The organism is Sinomonas sp. ASV322 (genome assembly GCF_030908245.1).
GTDB lineage: Bacteria > Actinomycetota > Actinomycetes > Actinomycetales > Micrococcaceae > Sinomonas.
Map to the genome: position 1 here is coordinate 63,294 of NZ_JAVFJJ010000006.1, position 23,408 is coordinate 86,701.

A 23,408-nucleotide genomic window follows, 5' to 3' on the forward strand; every position below is an offset into this window, starting at 1 on the left:
ACCCAAGCCTAGCGGCCGGTGAGCTGCCAGGCGTCTTCCCCGCCGTCGTCGTCGTCATCGTCGTAGTAGTCGACCGCCTGCGGGCGCGAGTCGAGATCCTTGGCGACGAGGTCCTCCGCATAGGGCGAGTCGATCGCGTGCTCGCCGAGCTGGTGGTTCGCGTTCGCGTTGTCGGCGAGGGCCCGATCCGCTGGGTTCGCTGGGGAGGCGGACGACGGCGAGTCCTCGCCCCGGAGAGCTGCGAGGACGGCGGGCAGGTCGTCCGGCTTGACGAGCACGTCGCGCGCCTTCGACCCCTCCGACGGGCCGACGACGCCGCGGCTCTCGAGAAGGTCCATGAGCCGCCCCGCCTTGGCGAAGCCGACGCGAAGCTTGCGCTGGAGCATCGACGTCGAGCCGAACTGCGTTGTCACGACGAGCTCGGTGGCCTGGAGCAAGACTTCGAGGTCGTCGCCGATCTCCTCGTCGATCTGCTTCTTCTCAGGTTCTGCGGAGACATCCTCGCGGTAGGTCACCTGGAGCTGGCCCTTGACGTGCTCGACGACCTGGTGGATCTCCGACTCGGAGACCCACGCGCCCTGGACGCGCATGGGCTTGGACGCCCCCATGGGGAGGAACAGCGCGTCGCCCTGGCCAATGAGCTTCTCGGCGCCCGGCTGATCGAGCACGACGCGCGAGTCCGTCACCGAGGACGTCGCGAACGCCATGCGCGAGGGCACGTTCGCCTTGATCAGGCCGGTCACGACGTCGACCGAGGGCCGCTGCGTCGCGAGGACGAGGTGGATGCCGGCCGCGCGGGCGAGCTGGGTGATGCGGACGATCGAGTCTTCGACGTCGCGCGGGGCCACCATCATGAGGTCGGCGAGCTCGTCGACGATGACCAAGAGGTACGGGTATGCCCTCACCTTCCGCTCCGAACCGGGCGGCGGCACGACCTTTCCGGCCTTGACCGCCTTGTTGAAGTCGTCGATGTGCTTGAAGCCGTAGTTTGCGAGGTCGTCGTATCGGGCATCCATCTCGCGCACGACCCACTGCAACGCCTCGGCGGCCTTCTTCGGGTTCGTGATGATCGGGGTGATGAGGTGCGGGACACCCTCGTACGCCGTGAGCTCGACGCGCTTCGGGTCGACCATGACCATGCGGACCTCGTCCGGCGTCGACCGCATGAGGATCGACGTGATCATCGAGTTCACAAACGAAGACTTGCCCGCACCCGTCGCGCCGGCGACGAGCATGTGCGGCATCTTCGCGAGGTTCGCGACGACGAAGCCGCCCTCGACGTCCTTGCCGACACCCATGACCATGGGATGGTCGGTGCGCCGCGCATTCTGGCTGCGCAGCACGTCGCCGAGCGAGACGGTCTCGCGATCCGTGTTCGGGATCTCGATGCCGATCGCGCTCTTGCCCGGGATGGGGCTCAGGATGCGCACGTCCGAGCTCGCGACCGCGTAGGCGATGTTCTTGCTGAGCGCGGTGACCTTCTCAACCTTGGTGCCCGGTGAGAGCTCGATCTCGTAGCGCGTCACGGTCGGGCCGCGGCTGAAGCCGGTCACTTCGGCGTCGACGTTGAACTGCTGGAGGGTGTTCGTGAGCGCCGCGACGACCGCGTCATTCGCCTCCGTGCGTTCCTTCGGCACCGTACCGTGGACAAGCACCTCGGATGAGGGGAGCGTGTACGTCACGTCGCCGGCGAGCTGGAGCTGCTCCGTGCGCTGGGGAATGGGCGACGGCGGGGCCATCGGCGGGCGTGGCACCGAGGGGACGCTTGCGGCGGCAACCGCGGGCGCTGCGCCCGGAAGACCCACGGCATCTGGAAGGCCCCCTGCACCCGGAAGACCCACAGCCGGGATCGCCTCCGTCGCTGCCTCGGGGCCCTTGCCCGCGCGCGCGGCGCGGATCTTCTCGATGGCGGCCTCGGCCTGGGACCGGCCGCCCATCGAGGCGCCGTCGGCCGGGGCGCCGTCGGCCGAGAAAGCGCCAGCCGAAATGGCGCTCGCTGAAATGGCACCGGCTGAAATGACACCGGCGAGCTGCGAGTCGCCGACAACGGCTTGCTCGTACGGCTCGTCGCCAGCGAAGCCCTCGGAAGTCGACGCGTCGTCGTCGCCCGTTTCTCTGCCGAACAGCCCGCGCTTCTTCCTGGCCTTCTTCTCGCCCTTCTGCTTCGCGGCTTCCGCGGCGCGGCGCTCGGAGTCGTAGAGGTAGCTGCGGTCGTGCCCGTCCTCGACTTCGTCGACGAAATCAACACCGACGAGATGGTCCCACGCCGAGCGGAGTCGCCGCGGAATGGCGGTGAACGGCGTCGCCGTCACGATGAGGACCGAGACCGCGATGAGGAAGGAATACATGACCACGGGCACGGCCGGGTGGACCGAGGCAAGGAGCGACGACGCGAGGAAGCCGAGCATGCCACCCGCCCGACGGAGGCCGTCAAAGCCCTGGGTCACGGACGGGAGGCCGCCCATGACATGGGCGAGTCCCGTCGCCGAAAACGCCATGACGAGGAAGCCGATGCCGATCCGGTTGTTGCCGCGCTGGTCCTCCGGATGGCGGAAGAGGCGCACCGCGCACGCGAACAGCATGAGCGGAAGGATGAGCGCGATAAAGCCGAACGTGCCGTTCACGACCGCGTAGACGACATCCGGGAACCAGCCGTGCCAGCCCCACCAGGCAAAGGTCGCGATGAAGACGGCGAGGGCAAGGTTGAAGAGCCCGGCGCCGTCGCGGCGGATCTCGGGGTCGACGTCGCTCACGTCGGTGCCGATCCTGCGAATGCCAGCACCCACCGCGTGCGCGAGGGCCTGCCATGCCCCGCCGACGACGCGAGCGAGCCACGGCTGCCCAGTGTCATGGCTCGTGACGGCGGCGGACCGGCCCGAGGGTCGCTTCGATCCCGGGCCCGAGCTCTTGGCGGGGCCTGTTCGGGCGGCTCGCGCCGCGGTGTTTCGTGGCGCGGTGCTTCGTGGCGCAGAGGATGTACGGGTCGCCATGTTCCCTACGCTAACGCGAAGGGCCGCCGATCCCGGGGATATCCACGGGTATCGGCGGCCCTTCCTGAAGAACCTGGCTGCTGCTCAGGCTTCTCGCGCTGTCACGCCTCGAGGACCACCGGAATGATCATCGGGCGTCGACGCAGCTTGCGGCTCACCCACGTGCCGATGACTCGGCGGACCACCTGCTGGAGCTGGTACGCCGTGTGGTCTGGCTTGGCAAGGATGGCCTCTTCGAGGGCCTCGTTGACCTTCGGGATGATGTCGTCGAACACGGCATCATCCTCGGCGACGCCGCGCGCGTGGATCTCCGGCCCGGAGACGACCTTGCCGGTCGAGCGGTTCACGACCGTGATCACCGAGATGAAGCCCTCGTCGCCGAGGATCCGGCGGTCCTTGAGGTCCGCGTCGGTGATCGCGCCGACGCTGCTGCCGTCGACATACACGAAGCCCACTTCGACCTGGCCAACAATCGTGGCCTTCCCGTTCGCGAGGTCTACGACCGTGCCGTTGTCCGCCAGGATGACGCTGTCCGGCTCCATGCCAGTCTCGAGCGCGAGGTTGCCGTTCGCGATGAGATGGCGCGTCTCCCCGTGCACCGGCATCGCGTTGAGGGGCTCGAGGATGTTGTAGCAGTACAGGAGCTCGCCGGCCGCCGCGTGGCCCGAGACGTGCACCTTCGCGTTGCCCTTGTGCACGACGTTCGCGCCGAGCTTGAGGAGGCCGTTGATGACACGGAAGACCGCGTTCTCATTGCCCGGGATGAGCGAGGACGCGAGAATCACCGTGTCGCCAGGGCTGACCTGAACGCGGTGGTCCCCGTTCGCCATGCGGGAGAGCGCCGCCATGGGCTCACCCTGCGAACCCGTGGACATGAGCACAAGCTGGTGGTCCGGGTAGTCGTCGATGTTCTTCATGTCGACGAGGATTCCGGGCGGGACGTCGAGGTAGCCGAGCTTCGCCGCGATCGTCATGTTCCGCACCATCGAGCGGCCCACGAAGGCGACCTTTCGGCCATGGTGATGGGCGGCGTCGAGCACTTGCTGCACGCGGTGGACGTGCGACGAGAAGCTCGCCACGATGATCCGCTTGCGCGCCTGGCCGAAAAGCCGGTCGAGGACCGGGCCGATCTCCTTCTCCGCCGTCGTGAACCCGGGGACGTCCGCGTTCGTCGAGTCGGCCATCAGCAGGTCCACGCCCTCCTCGCCCAGGCGGGCGAAATGGCGCAGGTCCGTGATGCGGCCGTCGAGCGGGAGCTGGTCCATCTTGAAGTCGCCGGTGTGCAACACCGTGCCGCCGGCCGTTCGGATGAACACCGCGAGGGCGTCGGGGATCGAGTGGTTGACGGCGACGAATTCGGTCTGGAACGGACCGAAGTCGAGGACCTGCCCCTCCTCGACGACGCGCAGCACGGGAGTGATGCGGTGCTCGGCGAGCTTCGCCTCAACAAGGGCAAGCGTGAGCTGGGAGCCCACGAGCGGGATGTCGCGGCGGTGCCGGAGCAGGTAGGGAACAGCCCCGATGTGGTCCTCGTGGCCGTGCGTCAGCACACACGCCACGATGTCCTGCATGCGGTCCTCGATGTAGGAGAAATCGGGCAGGATGAGGTCCACGCCCGGCTGGTTCTCCTCAGGGAAGAGGACGCCGCAGTCGACAATCAGGAGCTTGCCGTCGATCTCGAAGACGGCCATGTTGCGGCCGACCTCGCCCAGTCCCCCGAGGGGCACGATCCGGAGTGTGCCCTGCGGCAACGTCGGCGGCGTCGTGAGGACTGGGAGGGCAAGTTGGGTCATTTGTTCTTCTTTCTTGGGACAAGCCTTCAGCTAGCACCGGCCGTCAGGCAAAGTCCATTCCGGCTTCGGCCAGATCGGCTCGGATGAGGTCGAGCTCCGCGTCGCTGGGCTCGACGAGCGGCAGGCGGACGGTGGAGCTGGGCAGGACTCCCTGCCACGTGAGAACTTGCTTCGCAGCGACGGCGCCTTGGACGCGCGTCATGATGCCGCGGATCACAGGGTCGAGCTCGAAGTGGATCGCGCGGGCCGTCGCGAAGTCGCCCGCGAGGCCCGCATCGACGAGAGCCCGGAACTGCTTCGTGACGACGTGAGCCGTGACACTCACGACGCCGAGCGCGCCCGCGGCCATCCACGGCAGCGTCAGGCCGTCGTCGCCCGAGTAGACGGCGAGGTCAGTCTTGGCGAGCACGCTCGTGACGGAACCGAAATCCGCCTTCGCGTCCTTGAGGCCCTTGATGTTGGGGTGCTCTGCGAGGCGGATGATGGTCTCCGGCTGGATCGGGATGCCCGAGCGGCCGGGGATGTCGTACAGCATGACCGGGAGGTCGGTGGCCGAGGCGACCGTCTCGAAATGGGCCTGAACCCCGGCCTGGCTGGGCTTGTTGTAGTACGGGGTGACGAGCAGGAGACCGTCGACGCCGAGCTCCGCCGCGCGGCGGGACAGGTTCACGGAGTGACGAGTGTCATTCGTTCCGGTGCCCGCGATGACCTTCGCGCACCCGCCCACGGCCTCGAGGACGACCTTGAACATGCCAAGGTTCTCTTCGTCGGTGAGGGTGGACGTCTCGCCGGTGGTGCCTGTCACGACGAGGCCGTCGCATCCGTCGTCGACAAGCTTGGCTGCCAGGTGACCCGCTGCGTCGTAGTCGACGTCGCCATCCTTCGTGAAAGGCGTGACCATGGCGGTCAGAAGTGTGCCGAAGGTATTCACCCGGATGTCAGAGTCAGCCATGGTCAAAACGTTACCCTGTCCGCGCTGGTCATGGAGACCGTCGGCGGCCTCAGAACGCTTCAGTGCCGGTAGCGTTCGAGCGCCGACCGGAAGAGGAGGGCCGAGACGACCTCGGGGCCTGTGCCCTGAGCGTGGACCATACGATGGCCGTCAGGGCCCCAGACTCCGCTCTCCCCGCACGACGGGCCGAGCGACGACTCCCCTGCAGCGTTCGCGAGAAGCGCGAAAAAGCGGCTGTCCATGGCGCGCGCCCCGAAATGCAGATCGAGCCTGCGCTCCTCGCCGACGACATAGACGGCCGACGCCGCGTAGAGGTCAGCGCCCGACGACGCGGCTTGGGCAGCGTGGGCTGGCTGGGCGACGTCGAAGCACACCGCGAGGGCCACATTCCACCCGTCGATGTCTGCGTGAGTGGGCCCGGCTCCAGGCTCGAAGTGGTGCTGCTCGTCGCCGTGAACGTGGGTCTTGGGAGCGATGAGCGGCACCGTCCCGGGACGCAGGAGGACCGAGGCCAGGCGCGGGGTCCCATCGGGTTCGCGCACTGCTGCACCGACGACGGCGATGATCCCCATGTCCTCGCACGCCGATTGAATCTCGGCGAGCTCAGCCGACGGATTCGTGAGCCAGCACGCTTCGTCATCCAAGCGCGAGAGGTCGTAGCCCATGAGGGAAAGCTCAGGGAAGACCGCGAGACGGGCACCGTGCCCATCTGCGTCCTCGAGAGCCCGGACATGGCCGTCAAGATTGGCGGCGACGCCGCCTTCCTTCGACTCGTACTGCACGGCTGCGACAGTGAGCTCAGCAGTCATGCGGCAATCCTAGGCCATCGCGAGCTGCCTCAGTGGCGATCCGAAAGCCAGGCGAGCCGCGATACGGCTGCCAGATGGAGTGCTTCCGCCCATTGGGCAAGGTGTGCCGCAGCCAACGAGAACTGGACCAGCTCGGCCGGTCTCAGCACAGAGAGATCGGCCTCGCCGAGCCGGCGCGCGAGCTCGCCCACCGACGCAGATCCGACCGACGTGGGCTCGGGCGACGAGTCCTCCGGACGCCAGGCCTCGGGATCCGGGCCCGCCGACCCGTTGGACAGGTGCGGGTCGACGGGCCAGACCTTTAGTGGCCCCGAGTGCTGTGGAGCGGCCATGGTCTGAAGACTAATCGAATATATGTTCGATTAGCAAGGGCGCCTTCCCTCTTCTCCCCCGGGCCGCGTGAGAGCATTGGTCCATGGCCGCGCTGACTGCCCGACGGCGGCGCTCCCGCAAGCAGGCGTTATCAGGTTCCAGCCAGCGCATCATGGGGGTGGATCTAGCCCGAGGCGCAGCGCTCCTCGCCATGATCTCGACGCATCTCCTCCCGACCTTCGCCGCCGAACCGAGTCTCGGCGGACAGATCGTTCCCACCTTCGTCGGGCTCGTGTTCTCCGGGCGCTCCGCGGCTCTCTTCGCGGTACTCGCCGGCGTATCCCTCTCCCTTGGTCGCGTCCCCGCAGCCGCGAACCGCCCTGGGCTCGGCCTCCGCGCCGGCGTCATCGCCGTCGTCGGCCTCTCCCTCGGCGCCCTCAGCGTGAACATCGCCGTCATCCTCGTCCAGTACGCCGTGCTCTTCTGGTGCGTGATTCCGGTGCTCAGGCTCCAGACAAAGGCGCTCGGGCTCCTCGCGGGCGCCTGGATTCTCCTCGTGCCACTCGTGGCGTTCGGGCTGCGGCCTTGGCTGGTCGACGCACCAGAGCCGCTCCGTCTCGGGCACAATCCGACGTGGGTCGACCTGTTGGAGCCGCCGAAGCTCCTCGCCGACGTGTTCGTCACCGGGACATATCCCGTCGTCGAATGGTTCGGATACGTCCTCGTCGGCCTCTGGATCGGCAGACTCCCCCTTCGACGGGCCGGAACGCAGGTGGGCCTCCTCATCGGTGGCGCCGTGGCGGCCGTCTTGGCCAAGGGCGCCGAATGGGCCCTCATGGTGCCGCTGGGAGGCCGCGCTGCCCTGCTCGCGACGCCGCAAGCCAAGCAGTGGCCGCTCGAAGCGATGCTCAGGGCGAATCTCACGGGAGTCGACCAAACAGGCTCAGTGTGGTGGCTCGCAACGGCAGCGCCCCATTCGGGAACGACACTCGATCTCCTCCACACCTCGGGGACATCGGCCGCAGTCCTCGGCGCGTTCCTGCTCGTCGCGCGGGTCCGGCCGCTCGAAAGGACGCGGATCCTCGCGCCGCTCGCCGGCGCCGGCGCCATGACGCTCACGCTCTACACCGCCCACGTGTGCGCCGTGGCGTGGTCAGAGGCGGGCAACCCCCCGCAGATCTCGCGCGAAGGCCTGCTCGCGGTCCATATCGTGGCAGCCCTCGCCATCGGGCTGCTCTTCCGCGCGAATGACTGGCGTGGCCCACTCGAGTGGGCCGCGCATGGCGTCTATCGGCTCGGTCTGGCTGGCCGAACTGGCCGGCAGCGGTCCGGCGGAGGCCGGCTCAGAACGGCGGAGGCCCGCCCTCCGAAACCGAACCGTTGAACCGCGCCCGCGGCGCGGGAGGAGATGGCGCGGGAGGAGATTCGGAAGGACGTGTTGGCTTCACCGACCGCACGGGGTACGTCGATCTCTCATATCGTGCGGGTTCGGTGTGTTGTGCGGGTTCGGTGTGGTGAGTGCGACCGAGGGGTGAGCGCCATCGGAGGTTGCCGTCTCGGGTGTGGGTGTAGGTCCAGGCGCCAATGGATTTGAGGGCGTGGTGTTTGCGGCAGAGGAAGGCGAGGTTGTGCGGGTCGGTGGTTCCGCCGTCCTGCCATTCGGTTGTGTGGTCGGGCTCGCATCGGTCGGCCGGGCGGGTGCAGCCGGGGAAGCGGCAGGTGCCGTCACGGTGGGCGAGGTAGCGGCGCAGTGCTTTCGGGGGCCGGTAGGCAGTGCGGCCGACGCCGAGGGCGGTTCCGGTGGTGGCGTCTGTGTACAGCCGCTGCCAATTCTGGGCCAGGGCCGCCAACTGCCGGGCCGTGGAGGTGTCAATGGGTCCGTAGCCTGCGAGCTCCGCCAGCGACCAGTCCGCCCCCTGTCTCAGGTCCGCCGCCTGTGTCAGCTCCCGCTCCTGTGTCAGGTCCCCCGCCTGTGTCAGGTCCCCTGGGTGTTCTCCCAGGTGTGGCTGTTCCCCTGGGTGTAGTGGTTCGCCAGCGCGTGCGGCTCCCTCGCCGAGCAGCGTGTGGACTGGGATGGTGACGATGACCTCGGGGCGGAACGCGGGGAAGGGCTCGTCGGGGCCGGTGCCGGCCCCGAGGAGTCGTGCGGCGAGGGCATCGGCGCGGAGCTGGTCGAGGGTCTCGGGGGCGCCGCTGGCGCGGGCGGTGCGGGCGGCGGTGTCGAGGCCGTTGTAGATGGCCAAGCCTGCCTCGGCGGGCAGGTGGGCTTCGAGCGTGCACATGCCGTCCGGGTTCGGGGTGAACCAGACCCCTCGTTCCTTGAGGGCGGCATGCTTGCGCGTCGCGATGGTTTCGGGGTGGACTCGTTCGCGCATGCGGCGCAGGACCGTGCGCAGTTCCCCAGGGGCACGCCGGCGCCCGGTCCGGGTCGCTGCGCGCAGGAGGGCAGCGCGCGCGAAGTGCGGTGCGTCCTCAGCCGGAACCGAGCGGGCTGCGTCGAGGATGATCCGGGCGTGAGCGTCACTGATCTGCCCTTCTTCGAGGGCGCCCAGCACGGCCCGCTGCGTCGTGCAGAGATCGATTGCATCGTCCAGCTGCCGCGCCGCCGCTGATTCCGACACGGCGGTCGCAGTCGCGATCTCAGTCGCGGCCAAGGCGTGGACCTCTGCGCCATCGAAGCGTTCGGGTTGGCATTCGCGACGCGGCCCAAACTCCCCAGCGATCGTGTCCGCGAGGCGGGAGAAGGCCCGGTACTTCACGGCCGTGGCCCACGCGATCAGTCGGTCCGCGGCCAGGGCCGTCTCGATCGCGCCCGACGCGTCAGCGAATGCGTCGCGAGCGAGGCCGAGCCCTCCCCGGATCGGAGAACCGGGACCGGGCGCGAACCGTGGCGCGGCCGCCGGCCCGGTGCCGGATGCGGGATCCCCCATCTGATCCACCCCCATGAATCGAATCTATGTTCGATTATAGTCGGCGCGGGCCTCGCCCCGCGACCCTGTGGAGGGCCAATGCGGCCCCGGCAGACCCGGCCGGACCGCAAGCCTGCGGCGGCCACGGCCTGCCAGCCTGATGGGCCAAGCCCCGCAGCCGTTCGACCCGCGGACCTGCGCCAACCGCGCGCCCGGGGCCCGGCGGCGACCGGCACCTATTGGGGCTGGCTCATGTGGGGGCCGGCACCTGTGGGTTCGGCGTGGGCGTCAGCAGCCTTCGCCGTGGGGGTTCTGGAGGCAGTTCTCGGCGTAGAGCCTGACCTCGGAGCGCCACACGCTCAGGGTCCTGGGCGCGGAGGGGACCGCGGCGGTGCCGGCGATACCCTGCCAGGGCCCGCCCTCGACGGAGAACTCCCCGGCGAACACGGTCGTCAGCCCGACCCGGAAGTCCCCGGTGGCCTGGTAGGCGTGGCTCGTGGCGGTCTTCTCCCCCCACCGCGCCTCGGGCACCGGCCCGCCCGGGGCCGCCGAGACCAGGGTGGTGCCGTCGCCGTAGTCGAAGCGGTGCTCGACCGGGCGCACCCGCACCCGCACCTTCCGGCCCAGCACGGTCGTCTCGAACGACTGCACCCCCTCCCGGGAGGCACCGGCCGGCTCGGCGTACACGTTCGTCTCCGCGCCCTTGAGCGTATGCCTCCCCGGCTGCGCCCCCACCACCGACGGCGCGATCGGCAACTCCCGCAACTGCTTTTCCGTCACGACCACCACCTCGCCACCACCCGGCCGCTGAGGCGGCTCGCCGTCGTACAGGCAATCCATGGCTTCCCGCTTGCGCTCCCCCGGGTTGGACCGCGGGGCGCTGTACCACAGCACCATCCGACCGCCCGGGCGTTCAGTGCACATCCCGTCGAAACCTGAACAGAAGGCGAACGCCTTGGTGCCGATACCCATCATGCACGTGGGCTCATAGGTGTACACGGTCGCGGCGGAGTCCTCCGCCTTCGCACTCGGAGGGCGGTACTCCACTCGTCCCTTTGATTCAGCGTAGACCTGAGCAGAATCGCCGTTCCATTCGACCTTCGGGGGACTTGTTTCTGACGCCGCGATTGCTACCGAGACGACGAACGCTCCCAACAGACGCTGCCCAATCATGCCCGCCCGGCCTCTACCGTGGTCCACGCGCTATCAAACCTTGCATAGATGACCTGAGCGCCTTCGGCAGTTCCCCCTTCGTAGCTTTTGACCGCTGAACCGTCTCGGTCAAATCTCGTCGACGCCGATTCGTCGAGACTGAACAGGGCCATAACGTTTCCAACGGCGTCAATTGCCATGTTTGCCTGGAAACTGCTGACGGTTCTCCGAGGGCCGACTGACCAGCCACCATCCTGGTGGAGCTCTTTGGCTTTATCTATCTGAAACTGACACATCTTGCACGATGGTTGCGATGATTCGCTAAGTGGACCGATGTCGCCCGTTTCTCTCGCGTACGTCACCGTGTCGAACCAGTACTGCGTGAACGCCGCGAAACCCTCTTCGGTGTTCTGCTTGGCGGCCTCGGGAAGCACGGGCTTGGGCAGGTTGCGGGCCGGGCCCTTTGAGCTCGCGGGCGTGGGCCGGGGGTCCGGCGTTGGCGTCGAGACAGTGCCCGAGGCGGTGGCTGAGCCATCAGTGGCGTCGGGCGGCCCGCCGCACGCCACAAGCGAAAGCGCGAAGACCACAAGGCCGACGGGCAGCAAGGACAACAGAACACGGCGCAGCGCCATTAATCCCCCATATAGTCACGGTGCCAGTTTGTGACAGTGCCTAAGAACAGGCGCCCACGATCGGTGCGGATCGATGGGCTCTTCGCAGTCTAACAACCCGGGCGCGAGTCGGGGAAAGTTATCCACAGCCTGCCCGGCCGGCGGCACAGCCGCGAAATCGACCCTCAGCCGGCGCTTCGGTGCAGGGCAATCGCGCGACGCATCGCGGCACGAGCGCGCTTGCGGTCCCCCGAGGCGTCGTAGGCGAGGCCGAGTCGGTACCAGGTGCGCCAATCGCTCGGCGTGGCTTCGACGTCGGCCTGGAAGGCGGGGAACTCGGCGTCCGCGGCCGCGCGGACGATGCGTCCTCCCGGCGTCCTCGGAAGGTTGTCCTCAGGGAGTCCCCCCTCGGCGGCGAGCTCGCGGCCCAGCCGCTCGAGGCCCGCGCCGAACATGATCTCCCGCACGAGTGCCCACGCACCGATGATCGGCAGGACGAGGTACCCGACACCGATCGCCTTGGCCACGAGCTGAGGGTCAGCGAGAAGGAGAATCGCCCGATTGAACGTCAGGACGAGATAGAACACGAGCAGGAGCGCGACTCCCGCGACCCACAGCTTGGTGCGGTGCGCCTTCAGCCATTCCACGCGCTCACAGCCCCAGATCGAGGTAGCCGTCGAGTCCGTACGTCAGCCCCGGGTGCGCGGCAACGGAGCGGAGGCCGAGGAGGACTCCGGGCATGAAGGACGCGCGGTCGAACGAATCGTGACGAATCGTGAGCTGCTCCCCCGGCCCGCCGAGGAGAACCTCTTGGTGGGCAACGAGCCCGCGAAGCCGCACAGAGTGGACGTGGACGCCGTCGACGTCGGCGCCTCGTGCGCCGTCGAGCTGCTTCTCCGTGGCGTCGGGCGACGGCGCGACGCCGGCTTCCGCCCGCGAGGCCGCCACGAGCTGCGCGGTCCGCACCGCCGTGCCGGACGGTGCATCGACCTTGTCCGGGTGATGGAGCTCGATGATCTCGACGGACTCGAAATACCGCGCAGCCTTCGCAGCGAAAGCGCTCGCCAGAACTGATCCGAGCGCAAAGTTCGGCGCGATGAGCACCCCGACTCCAGGATTCCCCTCAAGCAGGCCGCGGAGCGATTCGAGGCGTTCGGCCGTCCAGCCGGTCGTGCCGACGACGGCGTGCAGGCCATGCTCGACCGCGAAGCGAACATTCGCCTCGGTCGAATCCGGGACGGTGAGATCCACGATGTAGCGGGCTCCGGCGTCGACAATCGCCTCAAGCGAATCGCTCCGGCCGAGTGCCGCGACGAGTTCCATGTCCGGGGCCGCAGCGACGGCCTTGACCGCCTCGGATCCCATGCGCCCGTTCGCGCCCAGCACTGCCACCGGAAGTCGTTCTGCCATGGGAACAAGCCTATCTGAGCCGACTTGGCCGAACGGCCTCACCCGAGCGCCGCGACCCACTCCTTGCCGCCGTCGTCGAAGAACTGCTCCTTCCAGATCGGCACTTCGGCCTTGACCCGATCTACGAGATCCGAGCACAGGCGGAAGGCCTCGCCTCGATGGGCGGAGGACACGGCGCAGGCGAACGCGACATCCCCGACGCCGAGATCGCCGATGCGATGGGCGATCCACACGCGCATGGCGCGCTCAGACGGCCCGTACCGCTCGAGGTGATCCGCGACGACAGCGTCGACGACGCCGCGCAGCGTCGCCTCGGCGGTCGGATGGGCCGTGTAGGAAAGGCGGAGGACGCCTCGACCCTCGTCGTGGTCCCGCACGATCCCGGAGAAGGCGACGACGGCGCCCGCGTCCGGGGCGTCGACGGCGGCGCGCGCGGCGGCCTCGTCGAGAGGCTCGAAGGAGATGGAGGCGTGAATGATCTCAGTGTCCATGGCTGCCCTCCAGCTGATCGCACAGATGAGCGATGATCGGATCGAGCACCGAAAGCCCGTCCATGACGCCCGACGGCGAGCCGGGCAGGTTCACGACGAAGGTCTTCCCTGCGGTCCCAGCGTGGCCGCGGCTCAGCGCGGCGAGGGGCGTCTTCGCCGTGCCGGCGCTGCGGATCGCCTCCATGATCCCCGGGATCTCGCGATCGAGGAGCGGAAGCGTTTCTTCAGGGGTCGCGTCGTCGGGGCTCAGCCCGGTGCCGCCACTCGTCACGACGATGGACGGACCAAGCGCCAGGAGCGCGCGGATGGCCGCTCCCACCGAGGGTCCATCAGGCACGACGGCGGCCGGAATCACGTCGAATCCGTGCTCGACCAGCCAGTCGGCGATCACGGGTGCCGAGCGATCCTCGTACACGCCCGTCGCGGCCCGCGTCGAGGCGATGACGATTCCCGCGCGGCGCGTCACCCGCCTACTCCGGTCCCGGCGCCGAGCGCCCAGTCCCCGCTCTTGCCCCCGCTCTTCGCGAGCACCATGACATCCGAGATCACGGCGTGCCGGTCGACGGCCTTGATCATGTCGTAGACGCCGAGCGCGGCGATGCTCGCCGCCGTGAGCGCCTCCATCTCGACCCCGGTCACGCCGCGGGTCTTGACGGTCGCAATGACGCGCACGGCGTCCATTTCGAGCTCGAAATCCACTGTCACCTTGGAGATGGGAAGCGGATGGCACAGCGGAATGAGCTCCGACGTCTTCTTGGCGGCCATGATGCCGGCGACGCGGGCGACGGCGAGCGCGTCGCCTTTGGGCAGTCCGCCCTCGGCGAGAAGCGAGAGCACCTCGCCGGTCGTGCGCAGGACGGCCTGGGCCGTCGCCTCACGGGTCGTCTCGGTCTTGACGCTCACGTCGACCATGTGCGCGCTCCCGTCGGATCGCACATGGGTAAGGCGAGCGGCATGTTGGGGATCGTTCACGGGATCGTTCACGGGATCGTTCACGGGATCGTTCACAGCAGCCATACTTCCACGTCGGCCCCAGCGGGCAGGTCGGTGACGTCCTCGGGGACCAGGACGAGGGCGTCGGACGTTGCGAGGGCGCCGAGGAGATGTGACCCCGGGCCCCCGACGAGGGCGACGGCGCCGTCCTCCAACCGCGCGCGCCGCACCTGGAGCTTCCCAGAAGGTGAATCGAGCGGCTCGGCAAGCGGAACCACGATTCGGCGCCGCGGCGCCGGCGCGCCGAGCAGCTCGGCAAGGACCGGCCGCACGAGGATCTCCCACGAGACCCAACAGCTCACGGGGTTGCCCGGCAGGCCGAGGAACGGCACGCCGTGGACCGTTCCGATCCCCTGTGGCCCCCCGGGCTGCATGGCAAGGTGCACGAAGTCGACCGGCTCGTCCGCGAGCGCGAGCTTCGTCGCCTCGAACGCGCCCTTCGAGACTCCGCCGGTCGTGACGATGAGATCGGCCCACGTCGCGGCTTCCGCGAGCGCGTCGCGAAGAGCCGTCGGCTCGTCGCTGCGCACCGCCGTCGCCCGCGCGTCGAGACCAGCCTCGCGCAGAGCCGCAGCAAGGAGCGTGCCATTCGCATCGTGGATCTGCCCAGGGAGCAGGGACGCGCCGGGCTCGGCGAGCTCGGCCCCCGTGCTCACGATGGCCACGCGCGGCGGCATCCGGACGGTCACCTCGGTGAGACCGAGCCCGGCCGCAAGCCCGAGCTGGGCCGGGCCGAGGCGGGTTCCCGCGGCGAGCACGACGGCACCCTCCGCGACATCGCTTCCGAGGCGCCGCACGAAAGTTCCCGACTCGGTCTCCGGAAGCAGGACCGGCCCGGACGCGCTGGTCGTCGACGACGTCGCGCTGGTGGTGGAAGACGGCACAGACTCCGGGAACCTGGGCGGCACGGCTCGCTCGACGGGCACGACGGCGTCGGCGCCCTCGGGCAGCATGGCGCCCGTCATGATCGGAGCGGCGTGCCCAGCGGGAAGGGGCACGGGAACAGAGCCCGCGGGAATCGACGCCGCGAGTGCGAATTCGCGGAGGGTTGCCCTGCCGTCATGAGCAGCGCCGTCATGAGCAGCGCCGCCGTGAGCAGCGCCGCCGTCAGCAGCGCCGCCGTCAGCAGCGCCGCCGTCAGCAGCGCCGCCGTCAGCAGCGCCGCCGTGAGCAGCGCCGTCGTGAGCAGCGCCGTCGGCGGCGAGCGCGAAATCGGCGGCGCGAACCGCGAAGCCATCCATCTGGGAGTTGTCGAACGGCGGCAGGCTCACGGGCGCCCTGAGGTCGCTGGCGAGGGCGAGGCCGAGCGCGTCGTCGAGCGCGCGGATCTCCGGTTCGCGGCCTGCGAGCGGCGCGAGCAGCTCGCGGATCGCGGCGCGGTGCGCGGAAACGCTTCTCCCCATGTATCAGGCTCCTGCCTCGATCGTGATGCTGTGGTGCCCCGTGGCGCCGTCCGGCGGCGGAGGCGCGGACTGCTCGGTCTGAAGGGCACCCGAGCCGTCGGTAGCGCGAACGCTCAGCACATGGCGTCCGGGCGAGAGCTGGACTGTCGCTGACCATTGGTACCACGTGTCGCGCGAGATCCCGGTGCCGAGCCGCGCGGGCCGCCAGTCGCCGTCGTCGACTTTGACCTCGACGCGCGAGATCCCGCGATGCTGCGCCCACGCAACTCCGCCGAGCGCTACCGTTCCGGCCGCCACACGCGCTCCGTCGCGCGGAGCGTCGATGCGCGAGGCGGTCTTGATCGGCCCGTGGTCCGACCAGCCGCGCGTGCTCCAGTACGCCTTGTCTGCCGCGAACGTCGTGACCTTGAGCTCCGTAATCCATTTCGTGGCCGAGACGAAGCCGTACAGCCCGGGGACGATCATGCGGACCGGGAATCCGTGCTCGGCCGGAAGGGGTTCGCCGTTCATCCCGATCGCGAGCATCGCATCCAATTCCGGGTCCATGAGGACTTCGAGCGGTGTCCCGGCCGTGAAGCCGTCGACGCTGCGCGAGAGCACCATGTCCGCCCCGGCGCGCGGCCGCGCCCGCGCGAGAAGCTCGCGGACGGGCCAGCCGAGCCAGCGGGCGTTCCCGACGAGACTGCCCCCGACAGTGTTGGAGACGCACGCGATCGTCACGTAGCGCTCGATCATGGGCTGCGACACGAGCTCCTGCCACGCGATCGACACCGGGTTGTCGACGAGCCCCGTGACGTCGAGCTTCCAGCCGTTCGGGTCGACGGACGGCACGACGAGCGCGGTGTCGATGCGATAGAAGTCCGCGTTCGGGGTCACGAGCGGCGTGATCCCTTTGACGTCCAGGCTTGCGTCGGGCGGAATCGGAGCCGCTGACGACGCTGGCGAGGGCAGGCGGAGCGCTTCCCGTGCTGCGCTCGCGGCGAGGGACGTGCCGCGGACGACGGCGGTGACCACGGCTCCGAGGGCGACGACGGCGGCGCTCCCCGCGAGCGCACGGACGAACCCCCTGCGAGACAGAGCCTGGGACGTCCCGGGCTGCCCCAGATCGCGGCCAGGCTCTGCGTCTCGGCCAGGCTCTGTGTCTCGGCCAGGCTCTGCGTCTCGGCCAGGCTCTGCGTCTCGGCGGAGGCGGCGCACGAGCCAGCGCACCATCCAGACCGCGACGATCCCCGCCGCGACCGCGCACGCGACCGCGAGGACGCTCACGAGCGAACGCGTTGCGACCGCGACGACCCCGACGACGCCGATCAGGGCCGCGAGGGCTGCCCCGAAACCGGGGCGGCGCAGCTCGAGGACGCCAGCGGCGGCCCCTAGGGCAACGAGCGCAACGCCGATGGCCGTCACGAGGAACGCCTTGTCCCCCGTGCCGAACGTCTGGATCGCCCACTCCTTGGCCGCGGGCGGCGCGAAATCGACGACTGCGCCGGCGACCGCGGACACGGGGCTCAGCGAGGGGCTTGCGACGCCCGCGAGGAGCTCGCCCGTGAGGACGCCGGCGATGGCGGCCAGCACCCCGGCGGCCGCGGCCCACCACGTCGTATGACGCAGGGGATGGCCTTGCGTGAGCTCGGCTGGTCGGGACTTGATTGCTCCCATGCGTCCAGAATAGGTCCGCTGGCGTACCGTAGATCTATGACTGTCCATCTCGGCATCCCGCAAGTTCTGGGGAACCGACCGCAGTTCGAGGGGCTCAAGGACCGGTACGGACGAGTCGCGACCGATCTGCGGGTCTCGCTCACGGACAAGTGCAATCTTCGCTGTTCGTATTGCATGCCGGCCGAAGGCCTCCCCTGGCTCGTCAAGGACGCCGTGCTCACCGCGGGGGAGATCGTCCGGCTCGTCGGCATCGGCGTCGACCTCCTCGGAGTGCGGGAGCTGCGCCTCACGGGCGGAGAGCCGCTCGTGCGCGCCGACGTCGTCGACATCGTTGCCGCCCTGCGCGCGGCGCACCCGGGCCTGCCGATCGCCCTCACGACCAACGCCGTGGGCCTCGACAAGAAGGCCGCCCCGCTCAAGGCGGCCGGGCTCACGCGCATCAACATCTCGCTCGACACCCTCCACCCCGAGACGTTCGCCCGGCTCGCGCGTCGGCCGTTCTTCGATCGCGTGCTCGCCGGGATCGAGGCGGCCGACGCCGCGGGGCTCGGCCCGATCAAGATCAACTCCGTGCTCATGCGGGGAATCAACGACGGCGACGCCCCCGATCTCCTCGCGTGGTGCCTCGAGCGGGACTACGAGCTGCGCTTCATCGAGCAGATGCCGCTCGACGCCGACCATGGTTGGACCCGCGAGGGCATGGTCTCGGCCGCCGAGATCCGGGCGATCCTCGGCGAGCGCTTCAGGCTCTCCCCTGACCAGAGGGCGCGCGACGGCGCCCCGGCCGAGCGCTTCGAGGTCCGGGGCCTCGAGGGAGACGCAATCCTTGGGACCGTCGGAATCATCGCCTCGGTCACCGAGCCGTTCTGCGCCGACTGCAAGCGAACCCGGATCACGGCCGAAGGCAAGGTCATGAGCTGCCTGTTCTCCCACGAGGAAGTCGACCTCCGCGGGCTGCTCCGCTCGGGCGCGGGCGACGCCGAGATCGCCTCTCGCTGGCAGGACGCGATGTGGCTCAAGCCGCGGGCCCACGGCATGGAGCACACGGGCCTCGGTGCCGCGGACTTCGTCCAGCCTGATCGCACGATGAGCGCGATCGGAGGCTGACCCGCCCGTGATCGTCACCGTGCGGTACTACGCCGCGGCCAAAGCCGCCACCGGCGTGGAGGCCGAAGCCGTCGATGTGCCCGATGGCGCGACGCTCGTGGCCCTGCTCGCTGCCTTGGATTCCCCCAACCGCGCGACGGCTCGCTCCCCCGAGCCCGGCGCGCCGGAACTCGGCGACGTGCTGCGCCGTTGCTCGTTCCTCGTCAACGAGGTCGCGGCGAAAGACCCGAGCCGACCCCTCGGAGACGGGGACACGGTGGACATCCTCCCGCCGTTCGCGGGCGGGTAGTGCCCCGTTCCCTTTCGTGATCGAGGGCGGGCTACTACCACGGGATGACGACACAGCCCCGGCCCAGGCGTAGTTTGGAGGGAGAATCCCTCTGGAGGTCGTCATGAAGCGAATCTGGACGAGATGGCTCCCCGCGGCCGCCGTGCCCGCCGTTGTCGCGGTTGCGGCGCTGGCCGGCGGTGCGGCGGCGGTCTCTCCGCCCCCGCCGTCGACGCCGGAGCAGGTGCTCGCGCTCATGGCGTCCCACGCGTCCCGCCCGCAGTTCTCCGGGACCATCGAGGAGCGGGCCAATCTCGGCCTCCCGTCGATCCCGTCCCAGGCGCTCGGGCCAGCCACGAAGAGCTCGACGCTCGGCGCCGAGGCGGCCTTCCTCGAGCTCCTCACGACGGCGCATACCGCGCGCGTGTTCGTGAACGGACCCATGTTGGTACGCGTCCAGGTCATGGACCAGCTCGCGGAGCGCGACTTCATTCGCGCTGGGAGCGATTGGTGGACGTTCGATTCGAAGACCAACGCCGTGACACACGCGACGATACCCACCCACGGCATCGGCAGCGACGGAAACAACCCGGCCGAACCGGGGACAGCGCCGAAGGCCCCTGTCGTCACGCCCGATCAGCTCGCGCAGCGCTTCCTCGCCGCGGCTGATGCGAGCACGAATGTGACGCTCGGACCGTCCGTGACCGTCGCGGGCCACGCCGCCTACGAACTCGTGCTCACGCCGAAGGCCTCCGGCACGCTTGTCGGCTCGGTGCAGATCGCCGTCGAGGCGCAGACCGGGATGCCGCTCGGGGTCGACGTCTATGCGAAGGGCCAGAAGGATCCCGCCTACCACGAGGCCTTCACGCAGCTCGACCTCAAGGCGCCGGACGCGTCGATCTTCATGTTCACGCCTCCCCCTGGCGCGACGGTGACGCAGGTGCCCGACCCCGCGAAGGAAGGCACCCAGAAGGCGCCGTCGAGCACCGCCCCGTCGAACACCGCCCCGAAGGCCCCGTCGAACACCGCCCCGAAGGCCCCGTCGAACACCGCCCCGTCGAACACAGCGCCGCCGAGCACCGCCCCGAAGGCCCCGTCGAACACAGCCCCGTCGAACACAGCGCCGCCGAGCACCGCCCCGAAGGCCCCGTCGAACACAGCGCAGGGGCCGACAATCATCGGCAAGGGCTGGGACGCCGTCGTCGTCATCCCTGCCGGCGACGTTCCCGTCGGAGTCTTGGACACCCCGCTCGTCAAGCAGCTCGCGACGCCCGTGGCGGGTGGGCGCGTGCTTTCGTCGTCCCTCCTGAACATCTTCCTGACGGACGACGGCCGGGTGATCGCGGGGGCCGTGCCGGTCGCCACGCTGATCGCGACAGCGAAGTGACCGTGGCCACGTGACCGAGTCCCCTGGGAGCCCGCTCGCCGTCCGCACGACCGGGCTCACCAAGCGCTTCGGCCGCCACACCGCCGTCGACCGGGTCGACCTCGAAGTGCCGCGCGGCGCGGTCTTCGGCTTCCTGGGACCCAACGGCTCGGGAAAGACGACGACGATCCGCATGCTCCTCGGACTCGTCTCGGCGAGCGCAGGCCACGCCGAAGTGCTCGGGGAGGAGATGCCGACCCGCCTCATGACGGTGCTCCCGCGCGTGGGAGCCCTCGTCGAGGGGCCCGCCTTCTACCCGTTCCTGAGCGGCGCATCGAATCTGCGCCGCCTCGATACCGCAGACCTGCGCGCGCCGGCCGGGACGCGCGAGAAACGAGTCGCCGCCGCGCTCGAGCGGGTCGGCCTCACCCACGCCGCCCACAAGCGCGTCCACGCGTACTCGCTCGGCATGAAGCAGCGGCTCGGCCTCGCGGCCGCCCTCCTCGCGCCTCGGGAACTCCTCGTGCTCGACGAACCGACGAACGGCCTTGACCCGCAGGGCACGCGCGAGGTCAGGAGCCTGATCCGATCGCTCGCGGACGACGGCACGACCGTGTTCGTCTCGAGCCACCTCCTCGCGGAGGTCGAGCAGATCTGCACGCACGCCGCCGTGCTCAGGGCCGGGAAGCTCGTTGCCCAGGGGCCGCTCGACGAGCTCCGGAACGCGGCGCGTCCGCGGATCGAGGTCCGGACCCCGGACGTCGAGAAGGCGGCAGAGGTCCTGCGCGAGCTCGGCGTCGCGACTGAGCCCGCCCCGCCGGGGACGGTCGTCGGGGCGTCGAACGGGTTGCCCGCCCCCGAGGATGTCGTCGCCGCGCTCGTCGCGGCCGGGGTGCGCGTGCGGGGCTTCTCGGCCGCCGCTGCGAGCCTTGAGGAACGCTTCGTCGAGCTCACGGGAGAGGGATTCGATGTCGCTGAGTGAAACGACGGCGGTCACGAGACAGCCACTGGGCGTGAGGCTCTTCGCGTCGGAGCTCTCAGTGCTGTTCCGCCGGTGGCGCACATGGGCGATGCTCGCTGCCCTAGGGGCCGTTCCCATGCTCATCGGGCTCGCCGTGAAGTTCTCCCCCAAGGGACCGCCGAGCGGCCGCGGACCGGCCTTCCTCGACCAGATCACCCACAACGGGCTCTTTGTCGGCGTCGTGGCGCTCGTCGTGAGCACCCCGCTCTTCCTTCCGCTCACGGTGGGGGTCGTCGCGGGAGACACCATCGCGGGAGAAGCCGGCCTCGGGACGCTGCGCTACCTTCTCGCGGCTCCCACGGGCCGCATCCGGCTGCTTGTTGTGAAGTACGTCTCGTCGGTCGTCTTCTGCGCCGCTGCGGCGCTCGCCGTCGTCCTCGGTGGCACCATCACGGGCGCCGTCCTGTTCCCCCTCGGCCAGGCGACGCTCCTCTCGGGCGACACGATCGGCCCGGCCGAGTCCTTCGGGCGGCTCCTGCTCATGGCGGGATACGTCACGGTCTCGCTTCTCGGCCTCTCAGCCATCGGACTGTTCGCGTCGTCGATGACTACCGTCCCCGTCGGGGCGATGGCCGCGACAGTTGTGCTCGCCGTCGTCTCCCAGGTGCTCGACAACCTCGACCAGCTCGACTGGCTCCACCCGTGGCTCTTCACGGACAAGTGGCTCGCCCTCGCCGATCTGCTGCGGCAGCCCATCTCGTGGACCTCGTTCGGCGATAACGCGCTCCTGCAGCTTGGCTATATCGCGCTGTTCGGCGCACTCGCGTATGGGCGGTTCACCACTAAGGATGTCTTGAGCTAGAGCTCGAGCCCGAAAGTCTCGGTATCCTCGAACGGCCCCACGACCGTAATCGTGCGCGGCGCGGCAGCGAGCTGAGCCGCGAGCTCGCGAACCTGGTCGGCCGTGACGGCGCGGATCTGCGCGAGCGTCTCGTCGACGTCCTGGAACTCACCCGAGACGAGCTCGGCCCGCCCGAGCCGGGACATGCGCGAACCCGTGTCTTCGAGGGCCAGGACGATGCCGCCGGAGAGCTGGCCGACGGCCTTGCGGAGCTCTTCGTCGGTCACGCCGTGTTCGGCCAGCTTGGCGAGCTCGGCGTCCATAAGGGACAGGACCTGAGGGACCTTCGCGGGCGCACAGCCGCCATACATGCCGAAATAGCCCGCGTCGGCGTACGCGGACGCGAACGAATACGTCGAATAGACGAGGCCGCGCTTCTCACGGATCTCTTGGAAGAGCCGGGAGGACATCCCGCCGCCGAGCACGGCGTTGAGCACGCTCATGACGTAGCGGCGAGGGTCGGTCGCGGTGAGCGCTGGGCAGCCGAAGATGACATTCGCCTGCTCGACCTGGCGCTTCACGACTGTCAAGCCGGGCCGGCCCGCAATCTCGGCAGCCGAGGTTGAGCGCCGCGGAACCGGCGCCGCGCCGTCGTCGAGCGTCCAGCCCGCGGACCGCAGCGCGTCGAGCACGAGCCGGCAGACGACGTCGTGGTCGAGCCCGCCCGCCGCCGTGACGACGAGCTCCGACGGGCGGTAGTACCGGCGGTAGTGCTCCCACACGGAATCGCGGGCGACGGCGCGGATCGCCTCGGGCGTGCCGCCGATCGGCCTGCCAAGGGGGTGCTCGCCGAGGACGGCTGCAACGAAGTGCTCGTGGGCGACGTCCGTCGGGTCGTCGCCGTCCATCGCGATTTCCTCGAGGATGACGTCGCGCTCCTGCTCGAGCTCGTCCGGGTCGAGGACCGCAGACGTGACCATGTCCGCGATGACGTCAATCGCCATGGGGAGATCGGTGTCGAGCACGCGCGCGTAGTAGCACGTGCTCTCCTTCGCGGTCGCCGCGTTGGACTCGCCGCCGACCTCGTCGAACGCCGAGGCGATCTCGAGCGCCGTGCGGCGGCGCGTGCCCTTGAAGAGCAGGTGCTCGAGGAAGTGGGTCGAGCCGTGCTGGCCGGCGGCCTCGTCACGCGACCCGACCCCCACCCAGAAGCCAATCGATGCCGACCTCTGGCCGGGCATCGCCTCCGTGAGGACGCGGACGCCCCCGGGCAGGATGGAGCGGCGCACGAGGGCGCCCCCATCCTGCCCGAAGATCGTGGTCGACGACGGTTCGCCGTCCACGAGCTGGCCGGAGGTCAGCGGCAAGGCAACGCTTGCCATGG

The 23,408-nt window shown here is 69.4% G+C and carries 22 protein-coding genes; 6 read left to right on the forward strand and 16 right to left on the reverse strand.

Annotated features, from left to right (window positions below):
- Nucleotides 1-8 precede the first annotated feature (8 nt).
- The 5 genes from RBS12_RS10220 to RBS12_RS10240 all read right to left on the reverse strand — a co-directional run bounded on the left by RBS12_RS10220 (nucleotide 9) and on the right by RBS12_RS10240 (nucleotide 6,876).
- Nucleotides 9-2,990: a DNA translocase FtsK 4TM domain-containing protein gene (locus RBS12_RS10220; RefSeq protein ID WP_307965990.1), complete on the reverse strand. Its 2,982-nt coding sequence runs from the start codon at nucleotides 2,988-2,990 to the stop codon at nucleotides 9-11.
- A gap of 101 nt (nucleotides 2,991-3,091) precedes the next feature.
- On the reverse strand, nucleotides 3,092-4,783 hold the full coding sequence (locus tag RBS12_RS10225) for a ribonuclease J (RefSeq protein ID WP_307965991.1): 1,692 nt from the start codon (nucleotides 4,781-4,783) through the stop codon (nucleotides 3,092-3,094).
- Nucleotides 4,784-4,826: 43 nt separating this feature from the next.
- Nucleotides 4,827-5,735 carry a 4-hydroxy-tetrahydrodipicolinate synthase gene (gene dapA, locus RBS12_RS10230; RefSeq protein WP_307965992.1) on the reverse strand — a complete coding sequence of 303 codons (909 nt, stop codon included), beginning with the start codon at nucleotides 5,733-5,735 and terminating at the stop codon, nucleotides 4,827-4,829.
- Between the two features lie 59 nt (nucleotides 5,736-5,794).
- Complete coding sequence (locus RBS12_RS10235) at nucleotides 5,795-6,544, reverse strand: carbon-nitrogen hydrolase family protein (RefSeq protein ID WP_307965993.1); 750 nt, start codon at nucleotides 6,542-6,544, stop codon at nucleotides 5,795-5,797.
- A gap of 29 nt (nucleotides 6,545-6,573) precedes the next feature.
- Nucleotides 6,574-6,876, reverse strand: a complete 303-nt coding sequence (locus RBS12_RS10240) for a hypothetical protein (protein WP_307965994.1) — start codon at nucleotides 6,874-6,876, stop codon at nucleotides 6,574-6,576.
- Between the two features lie 83 nt (nucleotides 6,877-6,959).
- Between RBS12_RS10240 and RBS12_RS10245 the strand changes: the two genes are divergently transcribed.
- Nucleotides 6,960-8,240: a heparan-alpha-glucosaminide N-acetyltransferase domain-containing protein gene (locus RBS12_RS10245; RefSeq protein WP_307965995.1), complete on the forward strand. Its 1,281-nt coding sequence runs from the start codon at nucleotides 6,960-6,962 to the stop codon at nucleotides 8,238-8,240.
- On the opposite strand, the gene RBS12_RS10250 is transcribed toward RBS12_RS10245, so the two are convergent.
- From RBS12_RS10250 to RBS12_RS10295, 10 genes are all read right to left on the reverse strand, one after another.
- On the reverse strand, nucleotides 8,200-9,801 hold the full coding sequence (locus tag RBS12_RS10250; protein ID WP_307965996.1) for a DUF222 domain-containing protein: 1,602 nt from the start codon (nucleotides 9,799-9,801) through the stop codon (nucleotides 8,200-8,202). The genes RBS12_RS10245 and RBS12_RS10250 overlap by 41 nt on opposite strands.
- Nucleotides 9,802-10,053: 252 nt before the next feature.
- Entirely contained in the window at nucleotides 10,054-10,812 is a 759-nt protein-coding gene (locus RBS12_RS10255) for a hypothetical protein (protein ID WP_307965997.1), read from the reverse strand.
- A 122-nt stretch (nucleotides 10,813-10,934) separates the two neighbouring features.
- Nucleotides 10,935-11,549, reverse strand: a complete 615-nt coding sequence (locus tag RBS12_RS10260; RefSeq protein WP_307965998.1) for a DUF6318 family protein — start codon at nucleotides 11,547-11,549, stop codon at nucleotides 10,935-10,937.
- Between the two features lie 164 nt (nucleotides 11,550-11,713).
- Nucleotides 11,714-12,175, reverse strand: a complete 462-nt coding sequence (locus tag RBS12_RS10265; RefSeq protein WP_307965999.1) for a hypothetical protein — start codon at nucleotides 12,173-12,175, stop codon at nucleotides 11,714-11,716.
- Between the two features lie 4 nt (nucleotides 12,176-12,179).
- Nucleotides 12,180-12,938, reverse strand: a complete 759-nt coding sequence (gene dapB, locus RBS12_RS10270; RefSeq protein WP_307966000.1) for a 4-hydroxy-tetrahydrodipicolinate reductase — start codon at nucleotides 12,936-12,938, stop codon at nucleotides 12,180-12,182.
- A gap of 38 nt (nucleotides 12,939-12,976) precedes the next feature.
- Complete coding sequence (locus tag RBS12_RS10275) at nucleotides 12,977-13,429, reverse strand: molybdenum cofactor biosynthesis protein MoaE (RefSeq protein ID WP_307966001.1); 453 nt, start codon at nucleotides 13,427-13,429, stop codon at nucleotides 12,977-12,979.
- On the reverse strand, nucleotides 13,419-13,895 hold the full coding sequence (locus tag RBS12_RS10280) for a MogA/MoaB family molybdenum cofactor biosynthesis protein (protein ID WP_307966002.1): 477 nt from the start codon (nucleotides 13,893-13,895) through the stop codon (nucleotides 13,419-13,421). The genes RBS12_RS10275 and RBS12_RS10280 overlap by 11 nt, the downstream gene beginning before the upstream one ends.
- Nucleotides 13,892-14,446 carry a cyclic pyranopterin monophosphate synthase MoaC gene (gene moaC / locus RBS12_RS10285; protein WP_373886505.1) on the reverse strand — a complete coding sequence of 185 codons (555 nt, stop codon included), beginning with the start codon at nucleotides 14,444-14,446 and terminating at the stop codon, nucleotides 13,892-13,894. The genes RBS12_RS10280 and moaC overlap by 4 nt, the downstream gene beginning before the upstream one ends.
- Nucleotides 14,434-15,825: a gephyrin-like molybdotransferase Glp gene (gene glp, locus RBS12_RS10290; protein WP_307966003.1), complete on the reverse strand. Its 1,392-nt coding sequence runs from the start codon at nucleotides 15,823-15,825 to the stop codon at nucleotides 14,434-14,436. Before glp ends, moaC begins: the two co-directional genes overlap by 13 nt.
- 3 nt (nucleotides 15,826-15,828) lie before the next feature.
- Complete coding sequence (locus RBS12_RS10295) at nucleotides 15,829-17,481, reverse strand: molybdopterin-dependent oxidoreductase (protein ID WP_307966004.1); 1,653 nt, start codon at nucleotides 17,479-17,481, stop codon at nucleotides 15,829-15,831.
- Between the two features lie 36 nt (nucleotides 17,482-17,517).
- Here RBS12_RS10295 and moaA point away from each other — a divergent pair, with 36 nt between their 5' ends.
- The 5 genes from moaA to RBS12_RS10320 all read left to right on the forward strand — a co-directional run bounded on the left by moaA (nucleotide 17,518) and on the right by RBS12_RS10320 (nucleotide 22,045).
- The gene (moaA, locus tag RBS12_RS10300; protein ID WP_307966005.1) at nucleotides 17,518-18,588 is read left to right on the forward strand and encodes a GTP 3',8-cyclase MoaA; all 1,071 of its coding nucleotides are present in this window, start codon (nucleotides 17,518-17,520) and stop codon (nucleotides 18,586-18,588) included.
- A gap of 7 nt (nucleotides 18,589-18,595) precedes the next feature.
- Nucleotides 18,596-18,877, forward strand: coding sequence for a MoaD/ThiS family protein (locus RBS12_RS10305; RefSeq protein WP_307966006.1), 282 nt, complete (start codon nucleotides 18,596-18,598; stop codon nucleotides 18,875-18,877).
- A gap of 103 nt (nucleotides 18,878-18,980) precedes the next feature.
- A complete protein-coding gene (locus tag RBS12_RS10310; RefSeq protein WP_307966007.1) occupies nucleotides 18,981-20,243 on the forward strand; it encodes a hypothetical protein in 1,263 nt (420 codons plus the stop codon).
- 10 nt (nucleotides 20,244-20,253) lie between these two features.
- Nucleotides 20,254-21,204 carry an ATP-binding cassette domain-containing protein gene (locus RBS12_RS10315; RefSeq protein ID WP_307966008.1) on the forward strand — a complete coding sequence of 317 codons (951 nt, stop codon included), beginning with the start codon at nucleotides 20,254-20,256 and terminating at the stop codon, nucleotides 21,202-21,204.
- Nucleotides 21,191-22,045 (forward strand): ABC transporter permease, encoded by an 855-nt coding sequence (locus tag RBS12_RS10320; protein WP_307966009.1) that lies wholly within the window; start codon nucleotides 21,191-21,193, stop codon nucleotides 22,043-22,045. Before RBS12_RS10315 ends, RBS12_RS10320 begins: the two co-directional genes overlap by 14 nt.
- Here RBS12_RS10320 and RBS12_RS10325 read toward each other — a convergent pair.
- Nucleotides 22,042-23,406, reverse strand: a complete 1,365-nt coding sequence (locus tag RBS12_RS10325; RefSeq protein WP_307966010.1) for a pitrilysin family protein — start codon at nucleotides 23,404-23,406, stop codon at nucleotides 22,042-22,044. The genes RBS12_RS10320 and RBS12_RS10325 overlap by 4 nt on opposite strands.
- Nucleotides 23,407-23,408 lie beyond the last annotated feature (2 nt).